This window comes from Rhodomicrobium udaipurense JA643 (assembly GCF_000636015.1).
GTDB lineage: Bacteria > Pseudomonadota > Alphaproteobacteria > Rhizobiales > Rhodomicrobiaceae > Rhodomicrobium > Rhodomicrobium udaipurense.
The window spans coordinates 1-17,400 of the sequence record NZ_JFZJ01000069.1; the positions used below are offsets into that span (position 1 = coordinate 1).

Here is a 17,400-nt window from a genome sequence, read left to right on the forward strand (position 1 = left end):
GGGAGCCGAGCCGCGAACCGGCGGCGAAGGAGTGGCTCGCGTTCCTCGCGGAGACGCCCGCACGTCAGAAGAAAAACGAGCAGACGGCAAAACAGGGCGCGGAGATTTTCACGCAATATTTGCGGAAGTGCCGCGACGACGCGCTGTCCTTCTCCAGCCTCACGCCGGGCCGCTTCCTCATGCCGGGCGATCTCGCGGGCTCGCCCGCCTTCACCTTCTTCCCGCTCGAAGCGCCGGAAGGCGCGGCGCCGCCGGACAACAGCCTTTGGGCGATGATGGCACGGCGCTTCAACTCCTATAAGCGGCACGTGATCCAGCCGTTCTACCGCGATCACTTCGCGCGGCTCGACCGCCAGATCGTGCTGGCCGACGTGCTGACCGTGGTGAATGCGGGCGCGGATGCCGTCGCCGACCTCGAACGCGCGATGAGCGACATTCTCGGTTGTTTCCGGCACGGCCAGAACCCGTGGCATGCGATGTTCAGCGGGCGGCGCATCGACCGCATCGTGTTCGCTGCGACGAAGGCGGATCACCTCCACCACACCAACCACGACCGGCTTGAAGCGATCCTCGGCCTCATCGCCAAGAAGAGCATCGCGCGCGCAAACTTCACCGGCGCGGAGGTGAAGGCGTTCGCGCTCGCGAGCGTCCGCGCAACGGGCGAGGCGGAGGCGCGGCAGGGCAACGACCGCCTTCCGTGCATCGTCGGCGTCCCGCTGAAGGGCGAGCGCCTCGGTAGCCGCGCCTTCGACGGTAAGGAACAGCTCGCGATCTTCCCCGGCGATTTGCCGGAAGACCCCGCGCTCGCGCTGTCGCCGGAATGGCTGAAAATGGGGCACTCGGCGGCGCATTTCGTCCGCTTCCGCCCGCAACGCCAGCGCGCGCTCGGCTTCGGCGAAAGCCCGGTGCTCTCTCACATCCGGCTCGACCGGGCCTTGAACTTCCTCATCGGCGACAAACTCTCATGACCGGCGAACCGAAAGGCCGCGCACCCGCGGCATTCAATCTCGACGACCCACGGCTCTCGGCGGATGTGCCGCTGAGAGAGGAGGCGCCCGCTCACAAGCCGGAGGCGCAAAAAGCGCCCGCCGCCGCCGCATCGCGCCCTGCGGAAACCGGCCCGGACAAGCCGGGCGCCGCCGCATCACCCGGCGCGCAGCCGAACGCGAAACCGCGCGCTGCCGCGCCTCAACCGAATGCAGCGGCTCCTGCGCTCGCGCCTTCGGACCAGCCTTCCGGGACAACGGCAGAACCGCCAGAGAAAGCAATCTCGCGCACGCGGAGATGGGGCGGCCTCTTCCTGTCGGCGGTCGGCGGCCTCTTCGTCCTCGCGATGCTCATCTGGGTGCAGGACACGTTCCTGACGCTCCTCGGCCGCCACGACTGGATCGGTTGGGCCGCGACGATCCTGCTTGCCGTCGCCGTCTTCTCCTTCGCGATGATCCTAGGGCGGGAAATCGCTGGCCTCGCACGGCTTTCGGCCATGACGAACGTGCGCAAACGCGCCGACTCCGCGTTGATGGTCGAGGACACGAAACAGGCGCGCGTGGCGGCGGGCGAAATCCGCGCCATCTTCGCCGAGCGGCGCGAACTCGCCGATGGTATCGCGCGGCTCAAGAAGCACGAGCGCGACATCATGGACGCGAAGCAGGTGCTGGGCTTGACGGAGCGCGAGCTGCTCGTGCCGCTCGACAAGCTCGCGCGCGCCACCATCGGCTCATCCGGCCGCCGTGTGTTGACAGTGACGACGCTCTCGCCCGCCGCCATCATCTCGGTCGGCTTCGTCGCCTATGAAAACTTCCGCATGCTCCGCAACCTCGCCTCGATCTACGGCGGCAGGCCCGGCATCTTCGCTATCCTGAAACTGATGCGGCTCATCGCCGGGCACCTCGCGCTTACGGGCGGCATCGCGTTCACCGACGACATCCTCTCTCAGGTGCTCGGCCACGGCCTGACCGCGCGCGTTTCAAAGCGTCTCGGCGAAGGGCTTATCAACGGCGGCTTCACCATGCGCATCGGTCTCGCGGCGGTGGAAGTGCTGCGGCCGCTGCCCTATGTCGAAGCCAAACAGCCGCGTTTCCGTGAGTTCGTGTCCGAGTTTCTGAAGGTCGGGCACCGCTTCGCGGGCGAGATCACACCGGAAGGGAAAGAACGAGGCCGAGCCTGAATGCCGCGATGAAGCGCTCGCCCGCCGTAACCGAAGGGGAACGAGGCTGAACCTCGCCTGTTGACTCTCCAAAAATGCCGCTTTGCGGCTCTCAAGGAGAGATTTCATGAGACGTTTCCTGATCGCCGCTGCGGCCTTTCTTGTCGCCGCGGGTTTCACAGCGCCTTCCTTTGCGCAGCTTTCGACGCCCAGATTGACTCCTGACCAAGCGTTCGTGCGCGACCTTAGTTCGGGCGGGCTTTTCGAGATTCAGGCGGCCTATATCGCCTTGCAGAAAACGGACAACGAGGATGTGAGGCAGTTCGCGAAAAAAATGGTCGAGGACCATGGTGCCGCCGACGCCAAGCTCAAGGATACGCTGAGGGAGGCAAATATAAAAGAGCCGCAGATCACGATCGATGAGCGGCGCATGCAGGAGCTTGACTATTTGAAGGTGGCCGATCGCGACTTCGACCGCCAATTCATCCAGCAGCAGCGCAAGGCGCACACCGATACCGTGAAGCTACTGGAAAATTATATCCAGCGTGGCGGCAACGAGCAGTTAAAGCAGTTCGCGACCAATCTCCTGCCGACCATCAAGCAGCATCTCGAAATGGCCGACACTCTCAAACCCAAGGAGTCTGCGCGCCGCTAGTGGTCGGTTCCATCCCGTAGCCGCCCACGTTCTCCCGAACGTAGGCGGACCAAATACGCGGGAAAGCGGTCACGCCACGAACAGGAAAAAGCCGCGCCTCGCGGCTTTTTCTATGCGCCGGAAGCCGTGCGTGCGATCAGTTGTTGAAAGCTGAAGCCGGATGTCTTGCCTTGGGGGGCGGGCATCGTGAGGGTAGCACTGACAAAGGGATTCGCGTCATGACATCGCATCCATCCTATCGCCAATCGATTGAGGGCAGCCTCTCCACGAAGATCGGAGACGCTGGCCTGAGCCCGGACCGGCTCACGCAGTGGCTGACGCTGCTGACGCCGCGCTTCAAGGCGCTTGAGGAAGCCGCGCAGACCGACAGTTTCGCGCATTTCCGCATTCTGAAGGACACCGCCGACATCGAGGAAACCCGCGCGGCCTATGACAAGCTCGCGGCCGGTGCGGAAACCATCGTCATTCTCGGCACGGGCGGTTCGAGCCTTGGCGGGCAGGCGCTGGCGCAGGTCGGAGGCTGGGGCATTCCGGGCGACAACGGCAATGCGGCGGCCAAGTTGCCGGAGCTTCGCTTCTGCGACAACCTCGACTCGCGTTCCTTCACGCGCGGCCTAGCAAGCCTCGACATTCCGAAGACGCGCTTCATCGCGATTTCGAAGTCAGGCACGACGGGCGAAACGCTGTCGCAGGTGCTGACCGCGTTCAAGTTCATCGAGGATCAGGGCCACGGCGCGCTCATCCCGCAAATCTTCCTCGGCGTGACGGAGCCCACAAAGCCCGGCGTCGCGAACGGCCTGCGCGAGTTGTTCTCCGCGCGCGGTATCCCGCTGCTTGCGCACCCGACCGACATTGGCGGGCGCTATTCGGTGTTTTCGGTCGTCGGCCTCCTGCCGGCGCTCGTGCGCGGCCTCGACGTAGCGGCGTTCCGCGCGGGCGCCCTCGACGTGGTGAAGCAGCTCTCCACCGCCACCATGCCGGAAGATCATCCCGCCGCTGTCGGCGCGGCGCTGTCCATCGGTCTCGCGAAGGATCTCGGCGTCACGAACTCCGTGCTCATGCCGTATTCGGACCGGCTCGAACGCTTCAGCGCGTGGTATGTGCAGCTTTGGGCCGAAAGCCTCGGCAAGAACGGCGAGGGCACGACGCCCATCGGCACGCTCGGCCCGGTGGACCAGCATAGCCAGCTTCAGCTCTTCATGGACGGCCCGGCGACGCACCTCATGACGGTCGTGCGCGTGGCCGAGGCGGAGGACGCGGATCGCGGCCTTACAATCCCCGCCGAACTGGCCGCTGAGGCGGGTGCGCCGTATCTCGCGGGAAAGAGCATCGGCGATCTCGTCGCGGCGCAGCAGAAGGCCATCGTGGACGCGCTCACCAAGGCGAACCGCCCCGTGCGCACCATCGACGTGCCGAGGCTCGACGAGCGGGCGATTGGCGCGCTCATGATGCACTTCTTCATCGAGACGATCCTCGCGGGCGACTTGCTCGGCGTCGATCCGTTCGATCAGCCTGCCGTGGAACTCGCGAAGATCCTCACGCGGCAATATCTCGCCGCCTGACGAACGCCGAAGCACGAGGACGAAGGGTGACGATCCGCGAACTGAGCCAGGTCGAAATCAATCGCATCGCCGCTGGCGAGGTGATTGAGCGGCCTGCCAGCGCGGTGAAGGAGCTTGTCGAGAACGCCATCGACGCGGGCGCGACCGCCATCGAAGTCATCGCCGAGAGCGGCGGGCTGTCGCTGATTCGCGTCTCCGACGATGGCATCGGAATGGACGAAGCGGACCTCGCGCTGTGCGTCCGCCGCCACGCCACATCGAAGCTGCCGAGCGGCGATCTCATGGCGATCCGCACGCTCGGCTTTCGCGGCGAGGCGCTGCCGTCGCTCGGCTCGGTCGGTACGCTCTCCATCGTGACGCGCCCGCGCGCGCTCACACGCGGCCATGAAATCGAGGTGCGCGGCGGTGAAACATCGCCAGTGCGCCCCGCCGCCGCGCGCCCCGGCACATGCGTCGAGGTTCGCGACCTGTTCGCCGCCACGCCCGCGCGCCTCAAATTCATGAAATCGGAGCGCGCCGAGAACGCCGCCATCTCGGACGTGGTGAAGCGGCTCGCGCTGGCCTGCCCGCATGTCGGCTTTGCGCTGACGGTCGGCGAGCGCGCGTCGCTCCAACTCGCTCGCGCCGCCGATGGCGATGAAAACGCCGTGCGCGCACGCCTCGCCCGCATCATGGGCCGCGAGTTCGGCGAAGACGCGGAGCCGGTTCACCTCGAACGCGATGGCCTTGCGCTGACGGGCTACGCCGGGCGGCCGACGCTCAACCGGCCGGACGCGTCGCTGCAATATGTGTTCGTGAACGGTCGGCCGGTGAAGGACCGGCTGCTGTTTTCAGCCATTCGCGGCGCTTATCAGGACGTCGTGCCGCGCGGGCGCTTTCCGCTGGCGGTGCTCTTCCTCACCGTGCGCGTCGAGGATGTCGATGTGAACGTGCATCCGGCGAAGGCCGAGGTGCGATTCCGCGAGGCAAGCCTTGTCCGCGCGCTCGTCGTCTCTGCGCTGCACGAAGCCCTGCGGCGCGCGGGCGCGATGGCGGCGCGTCCGACCGGCGTGCTGGTGCCCGGTTCCGCTGCCGCGCCGGAACCGATGCAATATCGCGCGCCGCTGCGAGCCTGGCCACAAAGTTCGTACCGCTCGACATACCCGCAACCGATGGCGGAGCCTCGCGGCGGGTTCGCGGAAACGGCGCTTGCGTTCGACACGGGAGAGGCGAGCCAGTCATCCGCGAATGGAGCGACGGACGAAGCCCGCGATTCCGAGGATACGAATTACGAGCGCCTCGGCATGGCGCGCGCGCAGGTTCACAACACCTACATCCTCTCCGAAACGCCGGACGGCGTGATCCTCATCGACCAGCACGCAGCGCATGAGCGCATCGTTTATGAGAAGCTCAAGGCGGCGCTCGCGGGCGGGCGCATCGCGCGGCAGTTGCTGCTCATTCCCGAGATCGTGGAGATGGCGGAAGACGACGCCGCGCTCGTCGCCGAGCATGCGGAGACGGTCGCGGGCAGCGGCCTCGCGCTCGAAAGTTTCGGCCCCGGCGCGATCATCGTGCGCGAAGTGCCCGCGCTGCTCGGTCAATGCGATCTGCAAACCCTCGTCCGTGACCTCGCGCACGAACTCAAGGACAGCGCGAACACCGTCGAGGCGCGGCTTCATGCGATCTGCGCGACGATGGCGTGTCACGGAAGCGTCCGCGCGGGGCGTCCGATGCGGCTCGACGAGATGAACGCGCTCCTTCGCGAGATGGAAACCACGCCGAACGCCGCGCAGTGCAACCACGGGCGGCCGACCTATGTCGAGCTTTCGCGTGGCGATCTGGAACGGCTGTTCGAGCGGCGTTAGAGCATGATCCGCGAAAGTGGACACCGGTTTTGCGAGATGCAAACCGGCAGCGCGCTTGTGATAGCGCTCACGACACGCCGTTACGGCCTCAGGCAGTCGGCGATGCTCTCGGCGTTCGCGCGCATCATGCGGAAATATTGCTCCGGCCCTGCTTCGATCCGCACGCCGATTTCATCGAGAACCCCGCGCCGCGCGTGGGTGCCTTCCACCAGCATGTCGATCAGTCTCGGCGAAAACTGCGGCTCAGCGAAAATGCAGACCGCGCCCTTTTCGCGAATTGCATCGCGCAGAGCGGCGACGCTGCCCGCGCCGGGCGCGCGCTCGGGGCTTGGCGTGACCGTGCCAAGGCTGTTCAGGCCGTAGCGATGTTCGAGATATTGCGTCACGTCGTGAAAGACGACGAACGGCCGCGCCGATAGCCCGGCTAACGTCATCCGCATTTCGGCATCGAGCGCCGACAGCCTCGCCTCAAGCGCGGTGGCGTTTGCATCGTAGCGCGCAGCGTTTTCCGGATCGGCGTTCGAGAGTTGCCGCGCAATTTCGCGCACCAGCGCGGCGGCATTCACCGGATCGAGCCAGAAATGGACGTCCGCCTCGTCGAGCGTTGGCGGCGCAGTCGATGACGTGCCGTGCGAAACTCTCACCGCGAGCAGGCTCAGCCCGGCAGCCCGGTCGAGATCGACGACCCGCGCCTTCTCGGGCAGCGACGCCAGCGCCTTGTCCAGGAAAACCTCAAGGTGTGGCGAAACGCGGATGACGAGATCGGCGCCCTCAAGCGCTCGCGCGTCTGATGGCTTCAGAGCGTAGGAATGGGGCGAGGCCGCTCCGTCGAGGAGCAATTTAGGCTCGGCCACACCCGCCATGACGGCGGCGACGAGCGAATGCACGGGTTTGATGGTGGCCACGACGCTCGGCGCGGCGAGCGATGGCGTCGCCACCGCGAGCGCAGCGAAAAGCAGGGCGGCGGTAGCCAGCTTCGCAGCGAACGGGACGTATCGCCTCCAATGCCGGGTGCCGTTCAAGGAACTGCGCGCCAACGCGCGGCGGCCCGGCAAGGAATTGATCATGATTTCGTCCGCAAACGGATATAAGGTGTGATGGTATATCGTTACATCATGATCGAATGCGCCGGAGAAAGATAGGGCCTCTGGGAAGGCCCTATCTCCCGCCAACTATTCGGCCGCCTCGGCCATTGCCCGGTGTTCGTCCGCCGGCTGACTGAGTGATGCCGCGAGGTATTCCGCGAAGAGCCGCACGGCGGGGCGCATCGACTGCGCGCCGAGCGCTACGCAGGCAATTTCCGCTTTCGGCACAGTGTCGCGGATGGGTTTCACGACGACCTTGCCGCCATCGTATGCGGTGCTGGACGATGGCGTCGCGACGTGAACCGAATATCCATGCCCGCGCGCGACAAGGCCACGCATAACCTCGAACGTCGCAATGCGCTGGCGCACGATCGGCGACACGCCCGCAGCGTCGAATACTCGCATGATGTAACCGGCGATGAGCTGATCGCCGAAGAAGATCATCGGATCGTCCTTCAGGTCGTGCAGGCTGACATCCGGCGCTTTCGCAAGCCGATGATCGGGTGGCAGGCAGACGACGAATGGCAACTTCATCAAAACAGTCGTTTCGAGGGTCGATGGCACGGCGTAATTGAAAGTGAAGCCAAGTTCGACGCGCCCGTTAACGACATCCGCGAGCAGCCGCTCCTGATCGCCCTCGGCAAGCCGAAGCTGGATGAGCGGATAGCGCTTTGAAAAGTCGGTCATGATCGCGGGCATGTAGCACGCGGCCAGCGTCGGGAAGCAGCCGACCGTGACTTCGCCTCGTTCGGTATCGCCGAGCGATTCCGCCGATTTCGAAAATTCGTCGGCGTGCTTGAGGAGCAGGCGAGCTTCCACGATGAGCTTCTGGCCCGCCGGGGTCAGCGTGACGCCTTTAGCGTGATGGCGCACGAAGATGGCGATGCCGAGCATCTGCTCCAGCTCCGCGATTGCGGCGGAAACGGACGGCTGGGACACCTGAAGCTTGCGTGCGGCTTCGGTGACGTTCCCGCTGTCGGCGGCGGCGGTGACATACCGCAAAAGTCTGAGTGAAATATTCATACGAAGGGATTAACCCAAACCACGCCTTATAGGCCACAAAAGAAAATTTAATACCCCAAGAGATTTGCACACGAAGCTAAAACCCTCGCTTGTGAGCGAGGGTTTTGCAAGTATTGCGAGCAGTCTTATTTACCGCGGAGGCTGTCTTTCACGCCACCGAAAGTATTTTGAACCTTACCTTCGGTCTTGTCAGCCTTACCTTCCGCTTCCGTCTTCGTGTCTCCGGTGACTTTGCCGATGGTTTCCTTGATGGATCCACCAACCTGCTTGGCACTGCCCTCTACGCGGTCCTTATCCATTTTGCACTCCTTTGACTAACTTCTGGAAGGAGAACCCTCCGGCCGGCAAAGAGTTCAATGGACGAACGCGATGGGCGGCGCGAAACTCGGGATCCCCGTCGAGCAAATCGGAATCGTCCCATGCCCACACTTGCCCCGGAAAACAGCCTGCTCCTCGCCATCGATTTTCAGCCGCGCCTGATGGCGGTGATTGAGGACGCCGCCACCGTCGTCGGCCACGCGAAGAAGTTGCGGGCGGTGGCAGCCTTGCTCGGCGTGCCGACCATCTTCACCGAGCAATATGCAAAGGGCCTCGGCACCACGGTGGAAGACCTTGCCCCGATGGATGCGTTCCAGAAAATGACGTTCGACGCTTGCGGCACTCCCGGATTTCTCGACCTCCTGGGCAAAGGGAAAGATATCGTGGTGGCTGGCTGTGAAGCGCACATCTGCGTTCTACAAACCGTGCTGAGCCTTCTCGACGCGGGCCAGCGCGTCTTCGTGGTTCGCGATGCGATAGGCTCGCGGCGCGCAGAGAGCAAGGAAACCGCTGTCCGTCGCATGGAGCGACACGGCGCGGAGATCGTCACGGTCGAGATGGTCGTGTTCGAATGGCTGCAAACGGCAGAGCACCCCCGCTTTCGCGAGGCGGCCGCGTTGATCAAGTGACGGGCTCGCGAATGCGGTTTACGCCTCAAACGCGGGCGTAGACATCCTCCAGCCGCACGATGTCATCCTCGCCGAGATAAGGGCCGGACTGCACCTCGATCAGCGTCAGCGGAATGAGCCCCGGATTTTCCAGCCGGTGGGTCGAGCCGAGCGGCACATAGATCGACTGGTTTTCCGAGAGAAGCTTGATTTCGCCGTCGATGGTGACGCGCGCGGTGCCCTTGACGACGATCCAGTGTTCGGCGCGGTGGTGATGCCGCTGGAGCGAAAGCGCCGCGCCCGGCTCGACGACGATCTGTTTCACCTGATAGCGGTCGGAAAGGTGCAGCGTCTCGTAGCTGCCCCACGGGCGATGCACCGTGGTGTGCTGCTCGGCCTCGTTCCGGCGCGTGGCGGCTAGCTGCTGCACAACCTCTTTCACGGTGCCGCTCTCGGTGCGCCTTGTCACGAGCGTCGCATCCTTCGTGGATATGACGACGATATCTTCCACGCCCGAGACGGCGACAAGGCCGCTTTCCGCGCGCACATAGCAGCGGCTCGCGTTGTGCAAGAGCACGTCGCCGCGCGTCGCGTTTTCGCGCTCGTCCTTCTCCGCCGCATCGTAAAGCGCATCCCAGGTGCCGACGTCGCTCCACCCGGCGTCGAGGGGCACGAGCGCCGCTTTCTCGGTCTTCTCCATGACGGCGTAGTCGATGGAATCGGCGGGGCATTCGCGGAAACTGTCGGCGAGGCGGATGAAATTCATCGGATCGGCCGTCGCGTTCTGCACGGCGTCGAGGGTCGCCGCGACCATGGCGGGTTCGAAGCGCGCCAGTTCGTCAAGATAGGCCCGCGCGCCGAACAGAAAGATGCCCGAGTTCCAGAAATAGAGGTCTTCCGCGCAGAAACGCTCGGCGGTCGCGCGGTCGGGCTTTTCGACGAAACGATCGACTTTCAGCACCGCTCTGGCTTGATCCGCCGGACCGGCGGTCTTCACATAGCCGTAGCCGGTTTCAGGCTTCGTCGGTTTGATGCCGAAGGTGACGAGAAGGCCAGACTGCGCCGCAGCGCGACCAGCTTCCACGGCGGCGAAAAACGCGCCCGGATTCTCGATATGATGGTCCGACGGCATGATGAGAATCAGCGCGTCGGGGCCTGCCCGTTCCAGCGCGAGATGCGCTGCGACGGCAGCCGCTGGCGCGGTTGAGCGGCCTTCCGGTTCGAGCACGATGCCCTGACACTCCAGCTTCGCGTTCCGAAAGGCGGCCACTACGCCGAAGCGGTTCTCTTCGTTGGTGATGACGAAAGGCGGCATGAACGCGCCGGAGGCAGGCACACGGCGGGCCGCGTCAACCAGCAGCGGTTCGGCGCTGACGAGAGCGTGAAATTGCTTCGGATGCTTCGAGCGCGAAAGCGGCCAAAGCCTCGAACCCGACCCGCCCGCGAGAATGACTGGAATGATCATCCAAAGCCCCATGCAAAAAGTAAGTCTCTTCTCTTTGCGACTTCGAGGCGAAGGTCATGTCCTAAATATGACGCGGGGACAATCGGTTGCGAAGAAGGAAGGCAAGGGTGCCTTCCTTCCGTTGGGAAATCAGCAGCCGTGAGTGGCCATGCAGCGACGAAAACGCGGGCCGAAGCCCCAGCGGGCGCGACATTTGCGAATCAAGGCGCGGCAGCGACCGTGCTGGACGGTTTGCACCATGGTGTTTTCGTACGCGGCGGCAGGCATCTTCGGAGCTTGGGCGGCGTCCGCAGCGGTGGAAAGGGCGGCGGCGGCGCCAAAAAGCGCAAAGCCGAAAGCGGCATAAGTAAGCGTCTTCATGATCTGTCTTTTCCTTAAAATCTCCCTCGGCGCAAAAACCGTGCCCAGTTTTCGTGACAGGAAAAGGACAAATCGTCACCCAATCGCGTCGAAACAGTGAATAATTGTATCGGTTTGCGATTGCCCGAAAAAGCGGGCGCCGGTTTTGCGATAAGGTGACTGGGCTGTTTGCGAAACCGTCGCGGTGATGCTTGGTGCGCGCGATGCATGTTCTGCGTCAGCGCTCATTCGGTCGGGACGAGCGGTTTGACCGATGGCAGCATTGGCGCGGCGGCGGGCTGCCGTTGCGGCTCCTCGTCGGCGGCCTCGTCACGCGGGCCGGCGAGCCATCCGAACAGCCGCAGGAACAGTCGGCTCGCGTCGTCCATCACCATGAAGAACGCGGGCACGAACAGGAGCGACAGCAGCGTCGAGACGAGCAGGCCGCCGATCACCGCAATCGCCATCGGCGAACGGAACTCGCCCCCCGCGCCGAACGCCAGCGCGCTCGGGAACATACCGCCCGCCATCGCGATGGTCGTCATCACGATGGGCCGCGCGCGCTTTCGCCCGGCGTCGATGATTGCGACGCCGCGAGGCACGCCGCGCCGCAATTCCACGATGGCGAAATCGACAAGCATGATCGCGTTCTTCGTCACGATGCCCATCAGCATGAGGAAGCCGATGAACACCGGCAGACTGATCGGCCGATCCGTCAGCAGCAGCGCGAAAATCGCGCCGCCGATGCAGAGCGGCAGCGAAAGCAGAATCGCGACCGGCTGAAGGAAGCTGCCGAACAGGATCACAAGCACGCTGAACACCATCATCACGCCCGCGCCCATGGCGTAGCCGAAGCTCGCAAACGTCTCCGTCATCACTTCGACGTCCCCGGATTCGCGCAAGATCACGCCCGGCGGAAGGGCCTTCGCGGCGGGAAGCTGGTACACGGCGGCGAGTGCGTCACCTAGTGCGTCGGTGCCCACGAGGTCCGCGCCGATGGCGACGCGGCGCAGCCGGTCATACCGCTCGATGGACGACGGCCCCTTGCCGAGCTTCACCTCGGCCACGGTAATGAGCGGAACGGTGTCGCCGCGCGCCGTCTTCACCTTCAGGTTTTGCAGGAGCTGAAGCTTCGTGCGCGCCTGCTCGTCGAGCTGCACGCGGATAGGAACTTGCCGGTTCGGCGCGTTGAACTTGGCGAGGTTCTGATCCACGTCGCCGAGCGTGGCGATGCGGACGACCTCGGACATCGCCTCCGTCGAAACGCCGAGTTCGGCGGCGATCACGGCGCGGGGAATGATGAGGATTTCCGGCCGGTCGAGTGCTGCGCCGTTCACCGCATTCGCGAGCCACGGCACGGAGCGCATCTCGCTCGTGAGCTTTGCGGCGGTCTCGCTCACCTTGTCGTTGTCGGTGCCGGTCACTTCGATGGTGAAGCCGCGCTGCCCGTTTTCGGCCATCATCCAGGAGCGGACGTCGGGGATTTCCTTCAACTCGGCGCTGATGATCTGCTCAAGTTCGCGCTGGGTAATGGCGCGCTCGGCGCGGGGCGTGTATTGCACCGTGAGCGTCGCCTTGCGCACCTCGGCCGAGCCGCCGGTCGCGCCGAGAATGCGGCCGCCGTCGATGAACACGGATACCACTTCGGGTCTGCGCTTTATGATGGCTTCAGCCCGGCTCGTGATGATCTCCGTATCGCCGAGGCGAGAGCCGGGCGGCAGTTCGATCGCGAAGATCGAGCGATTTGTGTCTTCGGCCGGAAGGAAGCCCGACGGCAACAGCGACACGCTCGCGATGGAGGCGGCGAACACCACGAAACCCAGCATCAGCGTGCGGTAATAGTGGCGGACGGTCCAGCCGATCACGCGCGTGTAGGTGCGCATGATGAAGCCGTCGCGCGGGTCTTCATGCACCTTCGGGCGAAGGAAGTAGGCCGCGATCATTGGCGTGAGAAGCCGCGCGACGAACAGCGAAAACAGAACGGCGGCGGCGACGGTCAGCCCGAACTGGCGGAAATACTGGCCCGCGATGCCGCCCATGAAACTCACCGGCGCGAACACGGCGACGATGGTGAGCGTGATCGCGATCACCGCGAGGCCGATCTCGTCGGCCGCTTCCAACGCGGCGCGATAGGGCGATTTTCCCATGCGGATGTGCCGCACGATGTTCTCGATCTCGACGATGGCGTCGTCGACGAGGATGCCGGTCACGAGCGTGATCGCGAGCAGCGACACCATGTTGAGCGAGAAGCCAAGCATCTCCATCGCCCAGAACGTGGGAAAGACCGAGAGCGGCAGCGCGATCGCGGCGATGAGTGTGGCGCGCAGGTCGCGCAGGAAAAGGAAGACGACCAGCACCGCGAGCGCCGCGCCTTCGAGCAGCGTATGCATCGCGGATTCGTAATTGCCGAGCGTGAAATCGACCGTCGAGTCGATCTTTTCGAACGCCACGTCCGGGTGCGCGGCGGCGAGTGTGGCAAGCGCGGCGGAGACGCGCTCCGCGACCACGATATCGCTTTCGCCCTTCGCGCGCACGACGGTGAAGGCGACGACATCGCGCCCGTTCAGCGTCGCGAATGTGCGGCGCTCCTCGGTGGCGTCGCTCACGGTGCCCAGTTGGTCGAGCCGCACCTTGCGGCCGCCAGGCAGCGTGACGGAGGTCGCGGCGAGGCGCTCGACCGTCGTTGCACTCGCCAGCGCGCGGATGGATTGCTCCGCGCCGCCGAGCCAGCCGCGCCCACCCGCGAGATCGGTATTCGTCGCGTGGAGTTGCGCGTTAACCTCGCCCGCCGAGATACCGAGCGCGATGAGCCGGTCCGGGTCGAGCGACACGCGGATTTCGCGCTTCACGCCGCCGACGCGTGACACCTGCGCAACGCCGCGCACGCCTTGCAGCTTCCGCGCGGCCGTGTCGTCGATGAACCACGACAGTTCTTCGAGCGTCATCGACGGCGCCGACGCGGCATAGGTGACGATGGGCAGGCCCTCGATGTCGAGCCGCTGGGTGATCGGTTCGTTAATGGTGCGCGGCAACTCCTGGCGCACCTTCGACACGGCGTCCTTCACGTCGTTGACGGCGCGGTCGGTATCGGTGCCGAGCTGAAATTCGATGGTCGTGACGGAGGAACCGTCCGTAATCGAGGACGTGACGTGCTTGACGCCCGTGACGCTGGCGACGGTGTCCTCGACGCGCTTCGTCACCTGCGATTCAAGCTCGACCGGCGCCGCACCCGATTGCGTGATGGTGACGGTGACGATGGGAATGTCGATGTTCGGAAAGCGCGTAACGCCGAGGCTGAAGAACGAGATAAGCCCGAGCGTCATCAGCACGAGGAACAGCACGAGCGACGGGATGGGCTTGCGGATCGCCCAGGCGGAGACGTTCGTGCTCATTTCGCGATCCCCGACGACGGCGCGGTGGCGGCGGTTTGCGTTTCGGCGAAGTGGGGCGTGATCTCGTCGCCGTCGCGCAGCAGCGAAGCCGCGCGCATGACGACCACCTCTCCCTCGGCAAGCCCTTCCCGAATTTCGATGCTGTCGCCCGAAAGGAGGCCGGGCTTCACAGCACGTTCGCGCACCTTGCTGTCAACGACGACGAGCAACGTCGCGCTGTCGTTCTTGTAAAGCACCGCCGTTGCCGGGACGCCGACCGCGTCGCGCTTGCCCGCGCTGATGAGCGCCTGCGCAAAGGTGCCGATGCGCAGGTCTGGCGTATTGCCGAGCGAGATGCGAACGCGGCCGAGCCGGGTTGTCGGGCTCACCTCCTGCGAGACGAGCCGCAACTGCCCCTCACGCGCGCCGAGCCCCTCGATCTCGATCCGCGCGCGCTGGCCAGCCCTCAGCTTCGCCATATGAAATTCCGGCACCTCCGCGTCGAGTTCCACCTCGCCGCCCTTGATGACACGGAACAGCGGGTCGCCTGCCGCCGACGACACGGAGCCAACGCGGGCGGTGCGGCGGCTTACGATACCGGCGGCGGGCGAGCGGATATCCGTCCGCGCGAGCTTCACGTCGAGCTCGCGGCGCTGCGCCCGGATGAGAAGCTGCTCGGCATCGGCGAGTTTCAACCCTTCGCGCTGGGCCGCGAGCCGCGCCCGTGCTGTGCGGAAGGCCGCGTCGCGTTCGTCGAAGGCGGCTTGACTGACGGTGCCCGATTCGCGCAGCGGTTTGACACGGTTGAACGAGTCCTCGGCCTGCCTCAGCGTGGCTTCGCTTTCGACGATCTGATTTTTCACTTGCTCGATGGCCGCCTGCGTCTTTGCGAGCGACGCGGCGTTCTGCGCGATCTGCGCTTCCAGTATGTCGCGCGACAGGCGGGCGAGAACCTGCCCCTCGGCGATGGTGTCGCCTTCCTCGGCGAGAAGCTCCGTGAGTCGCAGTCCATCGATCTCCGGGCCGACAAGCACCTCCTCGCGAGCGACGAGCGAACCCGTCACCAGCAAGTTATCCACAAAAGATATTGTCCGCGCGTCGGCGACTGTCACCACCGGAGGCTTGGCCTTGCGAGGGTCGTCATCGGCAGAAGCACCGCCAACACCGGCCAGCGCGAGAAAAGTGACAGTGAGCAGCCTCGCGAGGGAGCTGCGTCCGAAAAAATCGAGCGCCATGGCGGAAGACATTTCTTTTCCAATGATCGTTGCACGGCTCGGAACGGCAGGTCAGCGAGCCGCGGCATCGCCGTTCGTCGCCTGTTTTCATCCGCTGCGAGCAAATGATGCGGACGTAGAGCGCACGCCATTTGCCGATAAAGCAGAAAATCGGAGCCTTTTTAAGCTTCAGTTCGAGGCGATGTTATGTCCTTGGAGTAGCGACGACTATTCATCTCCACGAGAAGCCCGTCGACGTCAAGGATCGCCCCCGTGTCGCGCACGGACGGGCGCGCGAGCAACGCCGCCGGCGTAAGTCCGAGCACGGGGTGATGCCAGCGCGGCGCGACGTCCATGAGAGGGCGGAGGACGAACGCTCGTTCATGAGCGCGCGGATGGGGAAGGGTGAGCGTCGCATTCAGTGCGGGACGGCTCATCAGCCAGTTGCGAACGAGGCTCTTATAGCTTACGATGTCGAGATCGAGCGGGCGCGGAGCCCATCGGTGATCGGCGTGATGATGCTTGACGGTGAGAAATCGCCCCGCTTGCGCCTCAATCCGCTTCAAAACTCGTAACAGTGCGTCTGCAGGCATTGACGAGTTGACGGATGCGACGGCATTTACAAAGTCGGGCTGTTCGACCTCGCTATGCGCCTTCGTCCGATAGAGTCTCGACGTTTTTTCGATTTCGACGCCGCGTGAAGCCAGTTCCCGGACCGCCCTCTGGAGAGTCTCCTCGGGCGATCCCCAAGGCCCAGGCAGGTTGGACCCGAGTGCAATGAAAATGCCGGTCTGAAACAAAATGCCTTGATTTGCACTCATATATCGAGCCATCAATGTTTCTTTCGCCTGTTGGGGAATGGTAGCCCTTAGAAACTACTTAGAATGCAACAAGACATTCGCAGCCAAGGTAACCGGATGAATTTCTACACGACTGAGCGAATTGCTCTCTTCATAGACGGGGCGAACCTTTATGCCACGGCTAAGGCTTTGGGCTTCGATATAGATTATAAACGACTTTTAAATCTTTTCCGCAACAAAGGCGTGTTGCTGCGAGCGCTGTATTACACCGCTCTGGCAGAGGAACAGGAATATTCTTCCATTCGTCCTTTGATCGATTGGCTCGACTATAACGGCTACTCGATGGTTACGAAGCCCACGAAAGAATTCACCGATGCCTCCGGGCGCCGGAAGATCAAGGGCAACATGGACATCGAACTCGCTGTCGACGCCATGGAACTGTCCGAGCACCTCGACCACATCATTCTTTTCTCGGGCGACGGAGATTTTCGCACGCTCGTGGAAGCGCTCCAGCACAAGGGCAAGCGCGTGAGCGTCGTCTCGACGCTGACGACACAGCCGCCCATGGTTGCGGACGAGCTTCGTCGGCAGGCGGACCAGTTCATCGATCTCGCGGACCTTCAGAAGGACATCTGTCGCACCCAGCGGGGCGAAAACGGCCGCGAATATCAGGCGCACATCCATGAGCAAAGGCATCATGAGCGCATGAACGCGGCGACGCTGCGCGATACTCCGGTGGATGCGGACTAGCGACAGGCAGCAGGGGCGTGACTCAAGTCGCCCTGCCCCTCAGCCCCGCTTGCGCCGCGCTACAGATGGCGAGCGAACCGCAGCCCGATTGCCTCTTTTGCCCGAGGCTCGCAGACTTCCGCCGCGATAACCGAGCCGATCACCCCGATTGGTTCAACGCGCCGGTTCCGTCCTTCGGCTTCCCCGATGCTTCACTCCTGATCGTGGGTCTCGCGCCCGG

Annotated in this window: 14 protein-coding genes and 1 pseudogene; 8 read left to right on the top strand and 7 right to left on the bottom strand. The window is 64.1% G+C overall.

The annotated features are described in order from the left end of the window. The 5 genes from T281_RS10860 to mutL form a co-directional block, all read left to right on the top strand. Positions 1 to 968, top strand: a 968-nt coding sequence (locus T281_RS10860) for a YcjX family protein (protein WP_037238438.1), incomplete at its 5' end; no start/stop codon positions are given. After that, complete coding sequence (locus T281_RS10865) at positions 965 to 2,167, top strand: YcjF family protein (RefSeq protein WP_052037383.1); 1,203 nt, start codon at positions 965 to 967, stop codon at positions 2,165 to 2,167. The genes T281_RS10860 and T281_RS10865, both read left to right, overlap by 4 nt. 82 nt (positions 2,168 to 2,249) lie before the next feature. After that, complete coding sequence (locus tag T281_RS10870) at positions 2,250 to 2,801, top strand: DUF4142 domain-containing protein (RefSeq protein WP_199502509.1); 552 nt, start codon at positions 2,250 to 2,252, stop codon at positions 2,799 to 2,801. A gap of 218 nt (positions 2,802 to 3,019) precedes the next feature. Then, positions 3,020 to 4,363 carry a glucose-6-phosphate isomerase gene (locus tag T281_RS10875; protein ID WP_037238444.1) on the top strand — a complete coding sequence of 448 codons (1,344 nt, stop codon included), beginning with the start codon at positions 3,020 to 3,022 and terminating at the stop codon, positions 4,361 to 4,363. Positions 4,364 to 4,389: 26 nt separating this feature from the next. Further along, entirely contained in the window at positions 4,390 to 6,207 is a 1,818-nt protein-coding gene (gene mutL, locus T281_RS10880; protein ID WP_037238446.1) for a DNA mismatch repair endonuclease MutL, read from the top strand. An 80-nt stretch (positions 6,208 to 6,287) separates the two neighbouring features. Here the strand turns inward: mutL and T281_RS10885 are convergent, their stop codons facing one another. From T281_RS10885 to T281_RS10895, 3 genes are all read right to left on the bottom strand, one after another. Continuing rightward, positions 6,288 to 7,274, bottom strand: a complete 987-nt coding sequence (locus T281_RS10885) for a zinc ABC transporter substrate-binding protein (RefSeq protein ID WP_052037384.1) — start codon at positions 7,272 to 7,274, stop codon at positions 6,288 to 6,290. Positions 7,275 to 7,379: 105 nt separating this feature from the next. Continuing rightward, positions 7,380 to 8,315, bottom strand: coding sequence for a LysR family transcriptional regulator (locus tag T281_RS10890; RefSeq protein ID WP_052037385.1), 936 nt, complete (start codon positions 8,313 to 8,315; stop codon positions 7,380 to 7,382). A 125-nt stretch (positions 8,316 to 8,440) separates the two neighbouring features. Then, positions 8,441 to 8,614 carry a CsbD family protein gene (locus T281_RS10895; RefSeq protein ID WP_037238448.1) on the bottom strand — a complete coding sequence of 58 codons (174 nt, stop codon included), beginning with the start codon at positions 8,612 to 8,614 and terminating at the stop codon, positions 8,441 to 8,443. Positions 8,615 to 8,734: 120 nt separating this feature from the next. On the opposite strand from T281_RS10895, the gene T281_RS10900 reads away from it, so the two are divergent. Beyond that, positions 8,735 to 9,262, top strand: a complete 528-nt coding sequence (locus T281_RS10900; RefSeq protein WP_037238451.1) for an isochorismatase family protein — start codon at positions 8,735 to 8,737, stop codon at positions 9,260 to 9,262. 25 nt (positions 9,263 to 9,287) lie between these two features. Here the strand turns inward: T281_RS10900 and T281_RS10905 are convergent, their stop codons facing one another. The 4 genes from T281_RS10905 to folK form a co-directional block, all read right to left on the bottom strand. Next, positions 9,288 to 10,706: a mannose-1-phosphate guanylyltransferase/mannose-6-phosphate isomerase gene (locus tag T281_RS10905; protein WP_199502508.1), complete on the bottom strand. Its 1,419-nt coding sequence runs from the start codon at positions 10,704 to 10,706 to the stop codon at positions 9,288 to 9,290. Between the two features lie 584 nt (positions 10,707 to 11,290). After that, entirely contained in the window at positions 11,291 to 14,437 is a 3,147-nt protein-coding gene (locus tag T281_RS10915; RefSeq protein WP_037238460.1) for an efflux RND transporter permease subunit, read from the bottom strand. After that, positions 14,434 to 15,663, bottom strand: a complete 1,230-nt coding sequence (locus tag T281_RS10920; RefSeq protein WP_081796732.1) for an efflux RND transporter periplasmic adaptor subunit — start codon at positions 15,661 to 15,663, stop codon at positions 14,434 to 14,436. The genes T281_RS10915 and T281_RS10920 overlap by 4 nt, the downstream gene beginning before the upstream one ends. 149 nt (positions 15,664 to 15,812) lie before the next feature. Beyond that, positions 15,813 to 16,463 (bottom strand): 2-amino-4-hydroxy-6-hydroxymethyldihydropteridine diphosphokinase, encoded by a 651-nt coding sequence (gene folK / locus T281_RS10925; protein WP_155955212.1) that lies wholly within the window; start codon positions 16,461 to 16,463, stop codon positions 15,813 to 15,815. 84 nt (positions 16,464 to 16,547) lie between these two features. Between folK and T281_RS10930 the strand changes: the two genes are divergently transcribed. Both T281_RS10930 and T281_RS19390 read left to right on the top strand, forming a co-directional pair. Next, positions 16,548 to 17,180, top strand: a complete 633-nt coding sequence (locus T281_RS10930) for a LabA-like NYN domain-containing protein (protein ID WP_013419814.1) — start codon at positions 16,548 to 16,550, stop codon at positions 17,178 to 17,180. 65 nt (positions 17,181 to 17,245) lie between these two features. Continuing rightward, positions 17,246 to 17,400 (top strand): annotated as a pseudogene (locus tag T281_RS19390) (uracil-DNA glycosylase); the annotation flags it as partial.

Excerpts from the sequence above, each read along its gene's own strand:
- T281_RS10905 (WP_199502508.1), bottom strand. The coding sequence starts at position 10,706 with ATGATCATTCCAGTCATTCTCGCGGGCGGGTCGGGTTCGAGGCTTTGG.
- T281_RS10885 (WP_052037384.1), bottom strand. The coding sequence starts at position 7,274 with ATGATCAATTCCTTGCCGGGCCGCCGCGCGTTGGCGCGCAGTTCCTTG.
- T281_RS10900 (WP_037238451.1), top strand. The coding sequence starts at position 8,735 with ATGCCCACACTTGCCCCGGAAAACAGCCTGCTCCTCGCCATCGATTTT.
- T281_RS10920 (WP_081796732.1), bottom strand. The coding sequence starts at position 15,663 with ATGTCTTCCGCCATGGCGCTCGATTTTTTCGGACGCAGCTCCCTCGCG.
- T281_RS10890 (WP_052037385.1), bottom strand. The coding sequence starts at position 8,315 with ATGAATATTTCACTCAGACTTTTGCGGTATGTCACCGCCGCCGCCGAC.
- T281_RS10865 (WP_052037383.1), top strand. The coding sequence starts at position 965 with ATGACCGGCGAACCGAAAGGCCGCGCACCCGCGGCATTCAATCTCGAC.
- T281_RS10895 (WP_037238448.1), bottom strand. The coding sequence starts at position 8,614 with ATGGATAAGGACCGCGTAGAGGGCAGTGCCAAGCAGGTTGGTGGATCC.
- T281_RS10915 (WP_037238460.1), bottom strand. The coding sequence starts at position 14,437 with ATGAGCACGAACGTCTCCGCCTGGGCGATCCGCAAGCCCATCCCGTCG.
- T281_RS10875 (WP_037238444.1), top strand. The coding sequence starts at position 3,020 with ATGACATCGCATCCATCCTATCGCCAATCGATTGAGGGCAGCCTCTCC.
- T281_RS10930 (WP_013419814.1), top strand. The coding sequence starts at position 16,548 with ATGAATTTCTACACGACTGAGCGAATTGCTCTCTTCATAGACGGGGCG.
- folK (WP_155955212.1), bottom strand. The coding sequence starts at position 16,463 with ATGGCTCGATATATGAGTGCAAATCAAGGCATTTTGTTTCAGACCGGC.